Source organism: Frankia sp. RB5 (genome assembly GCF_059816245.1).
Genome location: NZ_JCBATA010000021.1, coordinates 98,705 through 114,606, shown reverse-complemented (window position 1 = coordinate 114,606; position 15,902 = coordinate 98,705). Strand labels below are relative to the sequence as shown.

Genomic DNA, 15,902 nt, shown 5'->3' with positions numbered 1-15,902 from the left:
CGATGAGGCACAGCCATAGGCAGGTGCCGGCGGTGAGGCGTCCGGACCAGCGGCGGATCGCGTCTCCGAGTACCTCGGTGGGCACGTTGTCGGCGTTGAGGGCGAGATCGGCGAGTTCCGCGAGGTCTTCGGCGTCCTCCTCGGTGGGCGTTGCGGTGGCGGGCGGTGCGGCCGTGTCCGGCTCGGTGCCGGGCGTGGTGGTGGGTGGGGGTGTGGGGTCGGGCGTCATGGTGGTCACCTGGTTCAGGGGTGCGCGGACGATCATCGGACGGGTCTGATCGTCGCACCCGCCTCCGACAGTTTTTTGCCTTGACGCAAAGGCTCCGGTCGGGTCTGGACGATCACCGCAAGGGCGAAAAACGGTGTTACCGCGGGAACAGGAAGCTGGCCGGCCCATCGGTGCGGCGGGTTTGACGGTGATCAGATGCGGTGACGTGTGAGGGCAAGGCACGCGTCAGGCGCGGCCACCTCTGTAACGGTCAGTCCCACGGCGGATCTGGCCTGACTCGCCGCAATTCCCCCGTGATGACCCCGTGAAGGTTGGATCCCACCGGTGGGGCCGTTGGGCGCGGCCGAGGTTCCGTGGGCGCGCAAGGCTGCGGTCTCCGGTCAGGGGAGGAGCGGCCAGGAGGGAGCCGGCCAGGAGAGGGCTGGTCAGGTGGAGGTGCCGGCGGCGTGGACGAGGCCGCGCAGGGTGTCGTGGAGGCGGGCGCGGACCGCCTCGATGACGCAGGCGTGCAGTCCGAGTGGCTCGGACAGGATCCAGCGGGTGGTCGGGTGGCGCTCGCGGGCCTCGTCCAGCGCCGCGGGGATGTCGCGATGTGTGTGGTTCCCGTCGAACAGGAAGAACGGGTAGACGATGATCTCGGTGCAGCCGGCGGCGGCGAGGTTCGCGTAGCCCTCGGCGATGTTCGGACGCGTGACCTCGAGGAACGCGCTCTCGACCGCGCCCCACGGCCGGGGATCGTTCGCGCTCTGAGAACCAGTGGAACTCGGCGCGGGGTCTGGTGAGCCGTCGGGTCCCGGTGAGACGTCGGCGCAGGGGGCGGTTGGGTGCGCGGAGCCGGTCGCCAGCCGGCGAGCGAGCTCGCGGACGGTGGCGTTCGCCTCGCCGCGCCGGGAGCCGTGCCCGATCACCAGAAGTCCGCGCATGCCACCAGTGTGCGCCGATCGGCGCGCCTGGTCAGGTCGGCGGGCCGTCGTCGGAACTGTGGCCGGGAAAGACCTTGGCGGTCGGGTCGAGGACCGGGGCGGCGTTGTTGACCGCGGTCGCCACCTCGCCGAAGGCAGTGGCGATGAGCCGGACCTTGCCGGGGTAGTCGACGAGGTCGCCAGCGGCGAAGACCCGCGCGACGCCGGTGGACATCGCCGAGTCGACCAGGATGCGCCGCCGCTCGACGGTGAGTCCCCAGCGGGTCAGCGGCCCGAGGTCGGTGCCGAAGCCGAGCGCGGCCACGATCGCCTGCGCTGGGCGGATCTCGCGGGACCCGTCGCGCAAATCCTCCAGCTCGACCTTCTCCACCCAGTCCTCGCCGTGCACGGCGACGAGGTCGGTCAGCGTGCGGATCTCCACACCGGATGCCTCGACCCGGGCGACCGCCGCCGGCTGGGCGCGCAGCCGCTCCCGCTTGTGGACCAGCGTCACCGACCGCGCGACCGGCACGAGCGCCAGCGCCCAGTCCACCGCGGCATCCCCGCCGCCGGCGACGGTGACGTCCCGCCCGGTGTGCTCGTCGGGCCGTGGCGCGAAGTAGTACAGGCCCCGACCGAGATGCCCGCCGCCGACCGGCAGCGGCTTCGGTGCGAACGCCCCGAGGCCCCCGGTGATCACCACGGCGCGGGCCCGGACCCGCCGACCCGCCTCGTCGGTCACCACCACCGCGTCCGGCTCGTGCGCGAGCTCGGTGGCCTGGCGGCCGAGCAGGTAGATCGGGTCGTAGGGTGCGGCCTGAGCCGCGAGCGCGTCGACGAGCTCCCGCCCGCGTACCGCAGGGAAGCCGGCAACGTCGTAGATCACCTTTTCCGGGTACATCGCGGTGATCTGCCCGCCGACCTCGGGCAACGTGTCCATCACCGCGACCGACATCCCCCGGAACCCCGCGTAGTAGGCCCCGAACAGCCCGGCCGGCCCCGCTCCCACGACCAGCATGTCCACCTGGACGCCCATGTCGCTTCCGGCCGCCTCGCTTCCGGCCGCGTCGTCCGTGGCGGGTCGTGCGGTCACGGCGGCTCCCTCCAGGCTTGATGTCGACCGACAGGGCGGCGCTCCTGTTCGGGGCGCGACGGCCGTCCTGCCGGACGTCCATCCTGCCGGACGTCCATCCTGCCGGAGATGTCACGCGGGCATGTGGGTCACGCGGGCATCGTCACCCGGGCCATGTGGTCGCGGCGGCGGTCCGGCCACGCACCGCCACGGGATGGGGACGCCGCGCAACGCCGCTGTGGTCAGCCGGTTGTGGTCAGAAGGCGGACAGGGGACCGTGCGTCGGGTGCGGTGGGGGTTAGCGTGGTGGGCCGGGCGTCCCGGTGGTCCCGGCTGGTTGGTCCGGCCGGCCCGTGGCGTGATGATGGGTTCGTCCCCTCGCGTGGGGGAGGTGCGGTCGAGGCCGTCCGGCGGTGCCCCGAGCGGCTGCGTGCGGCTGTGGGGACTGGACGGACACAGGTAGGAGACCAGTGGCGGATCGATCGACGGGCCGGAGGCGGATCGGTGGCGGACCCCGGGGAGAGGCGCTGCACCCCGAGGATCCGACGGTCATCGGCGACTACCGGGTCGTGAGCCGGCTCGGATCCGGCGGCATGGGCACCGTGTACCTTGCCCGCGACGGCCGCGGCGCACCTGTCGCGATCAAGGTGATCCGTTCGGATCTGGCCGCGGATCCCGAGTTCCGCGACCGGTTCCGGGACGAGGTCGCCGCCGCCCGCCGCGTCGCCCCGTTCTGTACCGCCCAGGTTCTCGACGCCGACCCCGAGGCCCGCCGCCCGTACCTCGTCACCGAGTACATCGACGGCGTGCGGCTCGACGACGTCGTCGCCGAGTCCGGCCCGCTGCCGCTGTCGACGCTGCAGGGCGTGGCGATCGGGGTCGCGAGCGCGCTGACCGCCATCCACCGGGCCGGGATCGTGCACCGCGACCTCAAGCCCAGCAACGTCATTCTGTCCTTCTCCGGCCCCAGAGTGATCGACTTCGGGATCGCCCGCGCGCTCGACGCGGCGCAGGGTCGAACCCAGACCGGCCTCGTCCTCGGCTCGGTCGGCTGGATGGCGCCCGAGCAGATGGAGGGCGCCCCGCTCGGCCCCGCCGTCGACGTGTTCGCCTGGGGACTGCTCATCGCCTACGCCGCCCTCGGCGGCCATCCCTACGGGGAGGGCACCTACACGGAGATGTCGGAGAAGATCCTCAACGGTCGGCCCGACCTGCGCGGCATACCCGCGGATCTCGAAGGCATGGTGAGCGCCGCGCTCGCCCGTGACCCACGCGCCCGTCCGACGACCGAGCGGCTGCTGATGAGCCTGCTCGGCGAGCAGGCGCCGTCCGGTGGTGACACCCGGGTCGCGGCGACGGAACTGCTGCACGGCACCTGGCCGCGGGGCCGCAGCGCGGCGGCCGAGGCCGCCGAACTGGCCGGGGCTGCTGGGCTGGCCGGCGCTGCCGGGGCGATGGCACGGGGTGCGGGGCACCGCGGTGGATACGCGGCTGCCGGGCCGGACCCGACCCGGGTGGCCGGCTCCGGGCAGCAGCGCAACTGGTGGGACGAGCCGGACGACCTGCCGCCGCCTGCCGGACCCCCCGTACCGGCGCCCGACCTTGCCGGCCTGGGCGCGGGCGGGCGCGGGGTGCGTCCCGGGCCGGGCGGTGGTTTCGGCGGCGGAGCCGGTGACGCCGGCGTACCGGGACGGCGTCGACGGCGGGGCGGCTTCGTCCAGTACGGCGACGAACCGCCGCCCCCGCCGCGCCCAGGCGCTGGCGCCCGCCCACCCGCGGCGGACCGCCGCCAGGCACCGTCCCCGTATCCGGCTGATCGCCACCGGCCGGCCCAGCCCTACCAGCCGGCCCAGCCCTACCAGCCCGCTCGGCGGGAGCCGCCGGCGCCGCGTCTCGTCGCCGAGCGGCCGGCCCGCCGCGAGCGGGAGGCCGACCCGTACGACGAGCCGGCGCCGCGCCCGCGCCGTCGGCGGCGGATGCGGCTGCGGATCCCGTTCAAGAAGACGATCCTGTTCGTCCTGCTCGTCCTGTTGCTGCTCTCGGCCGCCGACCAGATCGCCTCGATGGTCGACCAGCAGCGGACCCGGCTCTGGGACAAGGTCGCGACCTCCGTCAGGCAGGGCTTTGACGACCGTCTGGACCATGCGTGGGACGAGGTGAAGAAGACCTTCTCCGGCGGCTCCGACAACGGCAACTAGTGCGCCCCGCGTGATGCGGAGGCGTAAACCCCGCTCCGGGTAGGTACACCGAACCCATGGCGAGCTTCAGCACCAGGATCAATGAGTTCCTGCACAGCCCGAAGACGCGGGAGATGGTCGACAAGGCCAAGGCCGCGGCCAACAAGCCGGAGAACCGGCAGAAGATCAAGCAGATGCAGGAGAAGATCACCAGCCGGGCCCGCGGTCACGGCCAGCACCCGGGCGGTGCCCCGCCCGCCGGGCGGGACCAGGCCGAGCGTCCTGGCGGCTTCGGGGCAGGCGGGTCGGTGAGCGGGTATGACGCGGACGTCGACCCGGGCGCCGGCGCGGCCGACCCCACGGCGCGTCCCGACCGCTGATCGGGGCGGTCGGCTGCGACGTGAGCCGGCGACGTGAGCGGCGTCCTGACCCGGCCCAGGGGTGGGGTGCAGGTCGTACGATCGCGGGGTGAGCGATGTGGATGCCGACGGCGAAATTCCGGTGGGTCGGGGCGACGAGATCCGGTCGGTCCTCGACCGGGCCGCCGCGGGCGGGCGCATCTCGGCGCAGGAGGCCCTGCTCCTCTACACCCGCGCGCCGCTGCACGCGCTCGGCGCCGCGGCGGACACGGTGCGGCGCAGCCGTTATCCCGACGGCATCGCCACCTACATCATCGACCGTAACATCAACTACACGAACGTCTGCGTGACCGCCTGCCGGTTCTGCGCGTTCTACCGGGCCCCGAAGCACGCGGAGGGCTGGGTCCGCGAGGTCGAGGACATCGTCGTCAAGTGCGGCGAGGCGGTCGACCTCGGCGCCACCCAGATCATGCTGCAGGGCGGTCATCACCCGGACTTCGGTATCGAGTGGTACGAGGGTGTGTTCACCGCGATCAAGGCGGCGTATCCGCAGCTCGCGTTGCACTCCCTCGGCGCGAGCGAGGTCGTGCACATCTCCCGTACCTCGGGGATCGAGATCGCCGAGGTCATCACCCGCCTGCGCGAGGCGGGGCTGGACAGTTTCGCCGGCGCCGGCGCCGAGATCCTCACCGAGCGCCCGCGGCATGCCATCGCCCCGCTGAAGGAGCCGGGCCACGTGTGGCTGTCGGTGATGGAGACCGCGCATACGCTGGGCCTGGAGTCCACCGCGACCTTCATGATGGGCACCGGCGAGACGAACGCCGAGCGCATCGAGCACCTGCGGATGATCCGCGACGTGCAGGACCGCACCGGTGGCTTCCGCTCGTTCATTCCGTGGACCTACCAGCCGGAGAACAACCACCTCGGCGGGCGCACCCAGGCGACCACCCTGGAGTACCTGCGTCTTGTCGCCGTCGCCCGGCTCTTCTTCGACAACATCGCCCACCTGCAGGGTTCCTGGCTGACGACCGGCAAGGAGGTCGGCCAGCTCACCCTGCACATGGGCGCGGACGATCTCGGTTCGGTGATGCTGGAGGAGAACGTCGTCTCCTCCGCCGGTGCCCGCCATCGCACCAACCGGTCCGAGCTGATCTCCCTGATCCGCACGGCCGGGCGGATCCCGGCCCAGCGCGACACGCTGTACCGCCATCTGGTCGTCCACCGCGACCCGGCGCTCGACCCGGTCGACGACCGCGTCGCCTCCCACTTCTCCTCCACGGCCCTGCCGCTGGTCGCGAGCTGAATGAGCGAGCCTGCCGCGTCGCACCCGACAGGGCCGAAGATCGAGCTGCACGTCCACCTGGAGGGCACCGTCCGCCCGGCCACCCTGCTGGCGATGGCGCGGCGCAACGGCGAGTCGCTGCCGTCGTCGACGGTGGAGGGGCTCGCCGAGCTGTACCGCTTCCGCGACTTCGACCATTTCATCCAGGTCTGGATCATGACCACGCACGTGATGCGGACCGAGGCGGACTTCCGCCAGGTCGTCGTCGAGTACGCCGCCGAGGCGGCCGCGCACGGCGCCGTGTACCTGGAGGGGATCTTCTCCCCGTGGTTCCGGGTGCAGCGCGGTGTGCGAGTGGAGGAGATCTTCCACGGCTACGCCGACGGGGCGATCGAGGCGCGGGAGCGCCACGGCGTCGAGGTTCGGCTGACGCCGGACATCGAGCGGGTGCTGCCGGTCGAGTCCGCGGTGGAGGTGGCGGGCTGGACCGCGCGCTTCGCCGAGCGGGGACTCGTTGGCATCGGGCTCGGCGGGCCGGAGGCCGGCCATCCGCCGGAGCCGTTCGCGCCCGCCTTCGCGCTGGCCGCGGACGCGGGTCTCGCCGCCGTCCCGCACGCGGGCGAGACGGCGGGGCCCGAGTCGGTGCGCGGCGCGCTCGACGCCCTCGGGGCCCGGCGGATCCGGCACGGGATCCGCGCGGTCGAGGATCCGGCGCTGGTCCGCCGGCTCGCCGACGAGCGGATCGTGCTGGACGTCTGCCCGGTGTCGAACCTGCGCACCCGGTCGGTGCCGAGCCTGGCCGAGCATCCGCTGGCCGCGTTGCGCGCCGCTGGCGTGGCGTGCTCGCTGGCCACCGACGACCCGGCCATGTTCGACACCGATCTGGGCGCGGAGCACGCCGTGGCCGCGAGGCTCGGCGCCCGCTCCCGGGACCTGTACGCGGCCGGCGTCGCCGGTGCGCTGTGCGACGAGACGACCCGCGAGCGGCTGCGTGTCCTCGGCGAGGCCACGGACTGGGACGCGGCCGAACAGGCAGTCCGGGCGGGGAGCGTGCGATGAGCCGGGCGGGGCTGGACAAGCGGCCGCGGGAGGTGGCCGCCATGTTCGACGGCGTCGCCGGCCGCTACGACCTGACCAACGCCGTGCTCAGCGGTGGTCTCGACCGGGGCTGGCGGCGTGCCACGGCGGCCGCCCTCGACCTGCGTCCCGGGCAGCGGGTGCTCGATCTCGCCGCCGGCACGGCGACTTCGTCGTGGGTGTTCGCGCAGGCTGGCGTCGACGTCGTGGCCTGCGACTTCTCCCTCGGCATGCTGCGGGTGGGCCGGCGCCGCCTCGCCGAGCGGGCCGGGGCCGGTGCGCCGGGGGCCGGGCGGGTCGCGCTGGCCGCGGGGGACGGGCTGCACCTGCCGTTTCCCGACGCGTCCTTCGACCGGACGACGATCTCCTTCGGGCTGCGCAACGTCGCCGACACCCACCGCTGCCTGACCGAGCTGCGCCGGGTCACCCGGCCGGGCGGTGCGCTGGTGGTGTGCGAGTTCTCCCGGCCGGTGTGGGGGCCGTGGCGGACCGTCTACCTCGAGTACCTGATGCGGGCGCTGCCGCGGGTGGCCCGGGCGGTGAGCAGCAGCCCGGACTCGTACGTCTACCTGGCGGAGTCGATCCGGGCCTGGCCGGCGCAGGCGGATCTCGCGGGCCTGCTGCGCGACGCCGGGTGGACCAGGGTCGGCTGGCGCAACCTCACCGGCGGCGTCGTCGCCCTGCACCACGGCCACGTCCCCGACTAGATCGCGACTAGATCGGGCGCCGGGCCGGGCGTCAGGCCGGGACGTGCGAGTCGAACCAGGTCAGGGTGCGCGACCACGCGTCGCGGGCGGCCGTCGGACAGTAGGTGTCCGGCCGGGTGTCGTCGTGGAAGGCATGGCCGGCGCCCGGGTAGCGGACGACCTCGACGGGGACGCTCGCGCGGGCGGCGGCGGCGTGTAGCGCGTCGATGTCCGCGCCGGGGATGCTCGGGTCGCGTTCGCCGTAGATGCCGAGCCAGGGCGTCTGGAGCTGGTCGGCGAGCTCGAGCTGCGGCGGCTCGCCGAATCGGCGGGTGCGGATCCCGGCGCCGTAGAAGGTCACCGCCGCGCCGAAGGGACGGTCGACCGCGGCGTGGAAGGCGGCGGCTCCGCCCAGGCAGAAGCCGACGACGGCGCAGCGATCCAGTGCGGTGCCGTCGTCGGCGAGCACCGCGAGCGCGGCGTCGATGTCGTCGAGCATCTCCGTGCCGGTCACGGTCTCGGCGGCCTTGCCGGCCGGTTCGATGTCGTCGGGGGTGAAGACCGGCGAGCCGACCCGGTGGTAGAGGCCGGGTGCGATGGCGCGCCAGCCGGCCTGGGCGAAGCGGGTGCACAGGCTGCGCATGTGCTCGGTGAGGCCAAGCGCCTCGTGCAGCACCACGACGCCGCCGCGGGCGGGGCCGGACGGCTCGACCAGGGTCGCGGGGGCGGGCCCGTCGGCGGTGGGCAGGACGACCGTCTCTTCGATCATCGTTCTCTCGATTCGCTGCCGGGCCCCGACGCGCGCGGGCGTGCGCCGATTTTCTGTTCCTGCGCGAGGCCTACCCAGCACGGGCGGTGATGTCACCTGGTGACGAGAAAAGGCCACCATTGGCGGGATCCGGGTGCGCGTTGTGGACGTCCAGGCGCGTACGGTGACGGCCAGATTGGTTCTGGAGCAGCAGGTTGGTTCTGGAGCAGGAGGCGCCGGGGTGCCGTACCGGTCTGTCGGGCGCGAGATTATACGCTGGTGTTGGTCGGGCGTCGGGGCTCCTCTGGAGCGTCGGGAGCACGGGGGGCCGCAATTGGTCGCTCACGGTGGCCATAGGGTGCACGAAGTCGACTCGTCCGCTCTTCGCCGCGTCTCGGTTGGTGCGATCGGCCTGCATAGGGCCTACACTCGCCGGGGGCGCTCGTGAAGAATTTCACGAGCGGCCCGAACGGACGGTCCCGAGTGGCGGGTAGTCCCGAGTGGATGTCGAGTGGATCCGGAGCGCTGGGTGGCGATGGGGACGACAGGGAATGGCGGCGGTGGCGGTGGGTCGGCGATCGACGCCGACGTCATCGTGGTCGGCGCCGGTCCCGGCGGCTCGTCGGCCGCCTACCACCTCGCCGGCACGGGGCTGGATGTCCTGCTCCTGGAGAAGACGACCTTCCCCCGGGAGAAGGTCTGCGGCGACGGGCTGACGCCCCGCGCCGTGCGCAGCCTGGTCGAGATGGGGGTGGACACCTCGCCCGCCGCCGGCTGGGCGCGAAACCGGGGGCTGCGCATCGTCGGTGGCGGGGTGCGGCTCGAACTGCCCTGGCCGGAGCTGGCCAGCTGGCCGGACTATGGTCTCGTCCGCCCCCGGCTGGACTTCGACGACCTGCTCGCCCGGCACGCGGTGAAGGCCGGCGCCCGGCTGCACGAGGGCACGGCCGTCACCGGCCCGCTGCTCGACGAGCACACCGGCCGGGTCGTCGGCGTGCGGGCGCGCACCGGCCCCGACCGGGAGCCGGTCACCTTCCGGGCGCCGCTGGTCGTCGCCGCGGACGGCAACAGCGCGCGGATCGCCCTGTCGCTGGGCATCCGCCGCCGCGATGACCGCCCGCTCGGCGTGGCGGTGCGCCGCTACTACCGCAGCACCCGCACCGACGACGACCACCTCGAGTCCCACCTGGAGCTCTGGGAGGGCCGGCCGGGCGAGAGCCGGCTGCTGCCCGGCTACGGCTGGATCTTCGGGGTCGGCGACGGCACCAGCAACGTCGGCCTCGGCCTGCTGAACACCACCGACGCCTTCCAGAACACCAACTACCAGGACCTGCTGCGCCGCTGGCTCGCCGCACTGCCGCCGGAGTGGGGCTTCACCGAGGAGAACGCGACTGGCGCGGTGCGCGGCAGCGCGCTGCCGATGGGCTTCAACCGCACGCCGCACTACCGCGACGGCGTGCTCCTCGTCGGCGATGCGGGCGGCATGGTCAACCCGTTCAACGGCGAGGGCATCGCGTACGCCCTGGAGTCGGGGCGGCACGCGGCGGAGGTCGCCGTGCAGGCGCTCGCCCGGGCCGAGGGACCGGCCCGGGAACGGGCGCTGGGCCACTACCCGGAGCTGATGCGCGCGCGGTACGGCGGCTACTACACTCTCGGCCGCTATTTCGTCCAGCTCATCGGAAATCCGACCGTCATGGCGCTCGGGACGCGGCACGGCCTGTCGCGGCCGACGCTCATGCGCTTCGTGCTGAAGATCATGGCTAATCTCACGGACCCCCGGGGAGGGGATGCGATGGACCGACTGATCAATGCGATGACCCGGCTCGCACCAGCGGCCTGACGTGTTATCCGAGTCGATCCGGCGGCGCGCCGCGCGGCCCGGGTCGACCATTCCTGATTTCCCGCCCTTCCGCTGCCGCCCTCCCCGTGGCGCGGGGCCGGGCCCGCCGTCGTGAACAGTGGCCGACGGCATTCGCCGGAAAGCCATTCCTCATACCGTCCGGGTAAGACTCTTTCGAAGGAGAGGAGTTCGGCATGCTCTCGAACTACGTGCCGATCCTCGTTCTAATGGTGATCGCGACGCTGTTCGCGGTCGGTTCCGTCGCGGTCGGTGCGCTCGTCGGCCCGCGGCGCTTCAATCGGGCGAAGATCGACGCCTACGAGTGCGGTATCGAACCCTCTCCGGCGCCGGCCGGTCCGCAGCGTTTCCCGGTGAAGTACTACAACACCGCGATGCTCTTCATCGTCTTCGACATCGAGATCATCTTCCTGTTCCCGTGGGCGATCGCGTTCGACAGCCTCGCGGTGTTCGGTCTCGGTGCGATGGCGCTGTTCATGGCGACCATCTTCGTCGCGTACGCCTACGAGTGGCGTCGTGGAGGTCTGGAATGGGACTAGAGGAGAAGCTGCCCGGCGGCGTGCTGCTCGCCAGTGTCGAGAAGCTCGCCAACTGGTCGCGCCGGTCCTCGCTGTGGCCGGCGACGTTCGGACTGGCGTGCTGCGCGATCGAGATGATGTCCACCGGTGCGGGTCGCTACGACCTGTCCCGGTTTGGTATGGAGGTCTTCCGCGCGAGCCCCCGCCAGGCCGACCTGATGATCGTCGCCGGTCGGGTGAGCCAGAAGATGGCGCCGGTGCTGCGGCAGATCTACGACCAGATGCCCGAGCCCAAGTGGGTGCTGTCGATGGGCGTGTGCGCCAGCAGCGGCGGGATGTTCAACAACTACGCGATCGTGCAGGGTGTCGACCACATCGTCCCGGTCGACATGTACCTGCCCGGCTGCCCGCCGCGGCCGGAGATGCTCATGGACGCGATCGTCAAGCTGCACGAGAAGATCCTCGCCGGCACGATCACCGGGAAGACGGCGTACACCGAGCCCGGCGACTCGCCCTACCCGAAGCCGATCGACGTGGCCACCGCCCGCGCCGGCCTGCCCGCCGGCGAGCTCGACACCCGCACGCTGTCGGTCAACGACCGCAAGCGGTTCCGGCTGCCCGCCGGCGCGCCGGCGACGACCGGCCGCGGCGCGGTGGAGCCCGACCTCGACACCCGCCGGCCCGCCGCCATCCCGCCGCCGTCGGTGTTCGGCCGGACCAAGCGGGTTCCGGACGGAGCCGGTGGCCGGCTCGCCCTCGCCGAGGCCGAGCCGGAGCCGGCCGAGATCGCGTCGGCGGGCACCATGCCCGCGGACGCCAAGCCGACGGACGAGTCCCGTGCTCACGGCACCGGCCCGACCACCGAGGCCCTCGGTGACCGGGAGGCCGACCGATGAGCGGGAACACCCACGGCCCAGGCGCCGTCGACGAGAACGGCGGGGGCGAGCTGGTCGCGGCCGGTGGGACCGCTGGGCGCCAGCACGACGCCTTCGGTGCCGCCGGCAGCGGTGACACGTCCGGCTTCGGTCGGCTGGTCGCGCCGGTTCCGGTGCTCGCCTCCAGCGAGCGGCCCTTCGGCGACGCGGACGCGGACGCGGTCTACGACGCGCTCGAACGGGTCTTCCCGCAGCTCGGCGACGCGGTCGAGCGGGCCGTCGTCGACCGGGGGGAGCTGACGCTGTACGTGCGGCGCGAGGCCCTGCCGGCGCTGGCGCGGACCCTGCGCGACGACCCGGGACTGCGGTTCGAGCTGCTGAGCTCGCTGTCCGGCGTCGACTATCCGGACGACCTCACCGGCCGCCGGCTGCACTCGGTGGTGCACCTGACCTCGATGACCCATCGGCGCCGGCTGCGTGTCGAGGTCTCGGTCGGCGACGACGACCCGACCGTGCCGAGCCTGACCGGCGTGTGGCCCACCGCTGACTGGCACGAGCGGGAGGCCTACGACCTGTTCGGCATCGTCTACACGGGCCACCCCGGACTGACCCGGATCATGATGCCGGACGACTGGACCGGGCACCCGCAGCGCAAGGACTACCCGCTCGGCGGCATCCCTGTCGACTACAAGGGCGCCACCGTACCCCCACCGGACGAGCGCCGGAGTTATTCGTGATGACACCCAACAGCACCCAGCAGACCCACCAGCCGTACGAGGCCGGCTACGCCGAGTCGGCGAGCGGGCGCGTCTACACCGTCACCGGCGGGGACTGGGAGGACGTCCTCGGCGCCGGCGAGCAGGACGCCGAGCGCATCGTCGTCAACATGGGCCCGCAGCACCCGTCGACCCACGGGGTGCTGCGCCTCGTCCTGGAGATCGAGGGCGAGACGGTCACCGAGACCCGCATCGTCATCGGCTACCTGCACACCGGCATCGAGAAGAGCTGCGAGTACCGCACCTGGACGCAGGCGGTCACCTTCCTCACCCGCGCCGACTACCTGGCGCCCCTGTACAACGAGGCGGCGTACTGCCTGTCGGTCGAGAAGCTGCTTGGCATCACCGATCAGATCCCCGAGCGGGCCACCGTCATCCGGGTCATGGTGATGGAGCTGCAGCGCATCGCCTCGCACCTGGTGTGGCTCGCCACCGGCGGGATGGAGCTCGGCGCCACCACCGCGATGATCTTCGGCTTCCGGGAGCGGGAGAAGGTCCTCGACCTGCTGGAGGCGATCACCGGCCTGCGGATGAACCACGCGTTCATCCGCCCCGGGGGCCTCGCCCAGGACCTGCCCGACGGCGTCGAGAGCGCGATCCGCGAGTTCCTCGCCGACATGCCGAAGCGCATCCAGGAGTACCACAGGCTGCTGACCGGCCAGCCGATCTGGAAGGCCCGGATGGTCGACGTCAACATCCTCGACGCGGCCGGCTGCATCGCGCTGGGCACCACCGGCCCGGTGTTGCGCGCCGCCGGGCTGCCCTGGGACCTGCGCAAGACCATGCCGTACTGCGGCTACGAGACCTACGAGTTCGACGTGCCGACCGCGCTGGAGGGCGACTCGTTCGCCCGCTACCTGGTGCGCCTGGAGGAGATGGGCGAGTCGCTGCGGATCGTCGAGCAGTGCCTGGCGCGGCTGCGGCCGGGGCCGGTGATGGTCGCCGACAAGAAGATCGCGTGGCCCGCGCAGCTGTCCATCGGCGCTGACGGAATGGGGAACTCGCTCGCCCACATCCGCAACATCATGGGTACCTCGATGGAGGCCCTCATCCACCACTTCAAGCTCGTCACCGAGGGCTTCCGGGTGCCGGCCGGCCAGGTCTACACCCAGATCGAGTCGCCCCGCGGCGAGCTCGGCTATCACGTGGTCAGCGACGGCGGCACGAGACCGTTCCGCGTCCACGTGCGCGACCCAAGCTTCGTCAACCTGCAGGCCGTCCCGGCGCTGACCGAGGGCGGCCAGGTGGCGGACGTGATCGTCGGGGTCGCCTCGGTCGACCCGGTGCTCGGGGGAGTGGACCGCTGATGGCCTTCTCACCGCAGACACATGCCGCCGCGGCGGAGATCATCGCCCGTTACCCGGCCGGCCGGTCCCGCTCGGCGCTGCTGCCGCTGCTGCACCTCGTCCAGGCCGAGCAGGGCTGCGTGACCACCGAGGGCGTCACGTTCTGCGCCGAGACGCTCGGCCTCACGGCGGCCGAGGTCGGCGCGGTCGCGACCTTCTACACCATGTACAAGCGCCGCCCGGTCGGCGACTACCTCGTGTCGGTCTGCACGAACCTGTCCTGCGCGCTGCTCGGCGGGGACGACGTCTACGCCCGGGTCGCCGAGCTCCTCGGCATCGGCCACGACGAGACGACGCCCGACGGCCGGATCACCCTCGAACACGCCGAGTGCCTCGCGGCCTGCGACTACGCGCCGGTGATGACGGTGAACTACGAGTTCTACGACCAGGTCGACCCGGACGGCGCCGAACGGATCGTCGAGGGGCTGCAGGCCGGCGAGCGCCCCGCGCCGAGCCGCGGCGGGCCGCTGTGCTCGTTCGCCGAGATCTCCCGCCAGCTCGCCGGGCTGCCGGATCCGCGCCCGGAGGGCGTCGCGGGGCCGGGTGTCGGGGAGCCGTCGGTGGCCGGGCTGCTGCTCGCCGAGGCGGACGGCTGGACGGCGGACGACCGGCCGGCTCCGCTTGTCCCGGCCGCCGCCGAACAGGCCGCCTCCGCTGAGCGGAAGGGGAGCTGACGATGCCCATCACCCCGGTCCTCACCCGGCGCTGGAACGTCCCGGAGTCGTGGACGATCGACACCTACCGCCGCCTCGACGGCTACCTGGCGCTGCGCACCGCGCTCGCCGGCGAGCCGGACGACCTGATCAAACTGATCAAGGACTCCGGCCTGCGCGGCCGCGGCGGCGCAGGCTTCCCCACCGGGATGAAGTGGGGCTTCATCCCGCAGGGCGACGGCAGGCCGCACTACCTCGTCATCAACGCCGACGAGGGCGAGCCCGGCACCTGCAAGGACGCCCCGCTGATGAAGGCGGACCCGCACTCGCTGGTCGAGGGGATCATCATCGCCTCCTACGCGGTGCGGGCGAACCGGGCGTTCGTCTACCTGCGCGGCGAGCTGGTGCACGCGGCGCGACGGCTGCACGCCGCCGTCGCCGAGGCCTACGACGCGGGCTACCTGGGCCGCGACATCCTCGGCAGCGGCTTCGACCTCGACCTCGTCGTCCACTCCGGCGCCGGCGCGTACATCTGCGGCGAGGAGACGGCACTGCTCGACTCGCTGGAGGGCCGCCGCGGCCAGCCGCGACTGCGCCCGCCGTTCCCCGCCACCCACGGGCTGTACGCGTCGCCGACGGTCGTGAACAACGTCGAGACGATCGCCAGCGTGCCGTACATCGTCAACTACGGCGTCGACTGGTTCCGCTCGATGGGCCGGGAACGCTCCCCGGGCCCGAAGATCTACAGCCTGTCCGGGCACGTGACCCGCCCCGGGCAGTACGAGGCACCGATGGGCACCACGTTGCGCGAGCTGCTGGAGCTCGCCGGCGGGGTGCGTGGGGGGCGGGCGCTGAAGGCGTGGACGCCGGGCGGGTCCTCGACACCGATGCTGACGGCCGACCACCTTGACGCGCCGCTCGACTTCGAGGGCATGCAGGAGGCCGGCTCGCTGCTCGGCACGGCCGCCCTCATGATCATGGACGAGACGACCGACATGCTTCGGGTCGTGCGTCGCCTCACCCAGTTCTACGCGCACGAGTCCTGCGGCAAGTGCACGCCGTGCCGCGAGGGCACCAGCTGGATGGTGCAGATCCTGTCTCGCATCGAGCGCGGCGGCGGTGACGAGGCGGACGTGGACACCCTCGTCGACGCCTGCGACAACATCTTCGGCCGGGCGTTCTGCGCGCTGGCCGACGGGGCCACCTCCCCGATCGTGTCGGGGATCAAGTACTTCCGGGACGAGTTCATCCCGGTGAGCGCGGTGACCACGAGACCGGACACCACCCCGGACGGCGACCCGGACCCGGCCGCCACCCCCGGTGCCTACGCGGGAGCGCACTGAC

General features: G+C 72.5%; 15 protein-coding genes and 1 pseudogene. 12 read left to right on the top strand and 4 right to left on the bottom strand.

The genetic code is table 11. The features are described 5' to 3' along the window. From AC6EXY_RS13755 to AC6EXY_RS13745, 3 genes and pseudogenes are all read right to left on the bottom strand, one after another. A pseudogene (locus AC6EXY_RS13755) lies at positions 1-229 on the bottom strand (hypothetical protein); the annotation flags it as partial. 425 nt (positions 230-654) lie between these two features. Beyond that, positions 655-1,152: a sirohydrochlorin chelatase gene (locus tag AC6EXY_RS13750; RefSeq protein ID WP_499818614.1), complete on the bottom strand. Its 498-nt coding sequence runs from the start codon at positions 1,150-1,152 to the stop codon at positions 655-657. A gap of 31 nt (positions 1,153-1,183) precedes the next feature. Next, the gene (locus AC6EXY_RS13745; protein WP_499818615.1) at positions 1,184-2,224 is read right to left on the bottom strand and encodes an NAD(P)/FAD-dependent oxidoreductase; all 1,041 of its coding nucleotides are present in this window, start codon (positions 2,222-2,224) and stop codon (positions 1,184-1,186) included. Between the two features lie 449 nt (positions 2,225-2,673). Between AC6EXY_RS13745 and AC6EXY_RS13740 the strand changes: the two genes are divergently transcribed. The 5 genes from AC6EXY_RS13740 (at position 2,674) to AC6EXY_RS13720 (ending at position 7,805) form a co-directional block, all read left to right on the top strand. Further along, the gene (locus AC6EXY_RS13740) at positions 2,674-4,401 is read left to right on the top strand and encodes a serine/threonine-protein kinase (protein WP_499818616.1); all 1,728 of its coding nucleotides are present in this window, start codon (positions 2,674-2,676) and stop codon (positions 4,399-4,401) included. A 56-nt stretch (positions 4,402-4,457) separates the two neighbouring features. Continuing rightward, positions 4,458-4,760, top strand: a complete 303-nt coding sequence (locus AC6EXY_RS13735; RefSeq protein WP_101832400.1) for a hypothetical protein — start codon at positions 4,458-4,460, stop codon at positions 4,758-4,760. Positions 4,761-4,848: 88 nt separating this feature from the next. Beyond that, a complete protein-coding gene (gene mqnC / locus AC6EXY_RS13730) occupies positions 4,849-6,042 on the top strand; it encodes a cyclic dehypoxanthinyl futalosine synthase (protein ID WP_101832399.1) in 1,194 nt (397 codons plus the stop codon). Further along, positions 6,043-7,080, top strand: coding sequence for an adenosine deaminase (add, locus tag AC6EXY_RS13725; RefSeq protein ID WP_101832398.1), 1,038 nt, complete (start codon positions 6,043-6,045; stop codon positions 7,078-7,080). Further along, positions 7,077-7,805, top strand: coding sequence for a demethylmenaquinone methyltransferase (locus AC6EXY_RS13720; RefSeq protein ID WP_499818617.1), 729 nt, complete (start codon positions 7,077-7,079; stop codon positions 7,803-7,805). Before add ends, AC6EXY_RS13720 begins: the two co-directional genes overlap by 4 nt. Positions 7,806-7,836: 31 nt before the next feature. On the opposite strand, the gene AC6EXY_RS13715 is transcribed toward AC6EXY_RS13720, so the two are convergent. Continuing rightward, on the bottom strand, positions 7,837-8,553 hold the full coding sequence (locus tag AC6EXY_RS13715; protein ID WP_101834558.1) for a dienelactone hydrolase family protein: 717 nt from the start codon (positions 8,551-8,553) through the stop codon (positions 7,837-7,839). Between the two features lie 514 nt (positions 8,554-9,067). Between AC6EXY_RS13715 and AC6EXY_RS13710 the strand changes: the two genes are divergently transcribed. The 7 genes from AC6EXY_RS13710 to nuoF all read left to right on the top strand — a co-directional run bounded on the left by AC6EXY_RS13710 (position 9,068) and on the right by nuoF (position 15,901). Further along, positions 9,068-10,372 carry a geranylgeranyl reductase family protein gene (locus AC6EXY_RS13710; RefSeq protein ID WP_207770533.1) on the top strand — a complete coding sequence of 435 codons (1,305 nt, stop codon included), beginning with the start codon at positions 9,068-9,070 and terminating at the stop codon, positions 10,370-10,372. A 194-nt stretch (positions 10,373-10,566) separates the two neighbouring features. Beyond that, positions 10,567-10,929, top strand: coding sequence for an NADH-quinone oxidoreductase subunit A (locus AC6EXY_RS13705; protein ID WP_101834559.1), 363 nt, complete (start codon positions 10,567-10,569; stop codon positions 10,927-10,929). Beyond that, on the top strand, positions 10,920-11,804 hold the full coding sequence (locus tag AC6EXY_RS13700; protein ID WP_101834561.1) for a NuoB/complex I 20 kDa subunit family protein: 885 nt from the start codon (positions 10,920-10,922) through the stop codon (positions 11,802-11,804). Before AC6EXY_RS13705 ends, AC6EXY_RS13700 begins: the two co-directional genes overlap by 10 nt. Then, positions 11,801-12,520, top strand: coding sequence for an NADH-quinone oxidoreductase subunit C (locus AC6EXY_RS13695; protein WP_101834563.1), 720 nt, complete (start codon positions 11,801-11,803; stop codon positions 12,518-12,520). The genes AC6EXY_RS13700 and AC6EXY_RS13695 overlap by 4 nt, the downstream gene beginning before the upstream one ends. Continuing rightward, positions 12,520-13,866: an NADH-quinone oxidoreductase subunit D gene (locus AC6EXY_RS13690; protein WP_101834565.1), complete on the top strand. Its 1,347-nt coding sequence runs from the start codon at positions 12,520-12,522 to the stop codon at positions 13,864-13,866. Before AC6EXY_RS13695 ends, AC6EXY_RS13690 begins: the two co-directional genes overlap by 1 nt. Further along, positions 13,866-14,579: an NADH-quinone oxidoreductase subunit NuoE gene (gene nuoE, locus AC6EXY_RS13685; protein WP_101834567.1), complete on the top strand. Its 714-nt coding sequence runs from the start codon at positions 13,866-13,868 to the stop codon at positions 14,577-14,579. Before AC6EXY_RS13690 ends, nuoE begins: the two co-directional genes overlap by 1 nt. Before the next feature lie 2 nt (positions 14,580-14,581). Then, positions 14,582-15,901 carry an NADH-quinone oxidoreductase subunit NuoF gene (gene nuoF / locus AC6EXY_RS13680; protein ID WP_101834569.1) on the top strand — a complete coding sequence of 440 codons (1,320 nt, stop codon included), beginning with the start codon at positions 14,582-14,584 and terminating at the stop codon, positions 15,899-15,901. The last annotated feature ends 1 nt before the right edge of the window (position 15,902 follow it).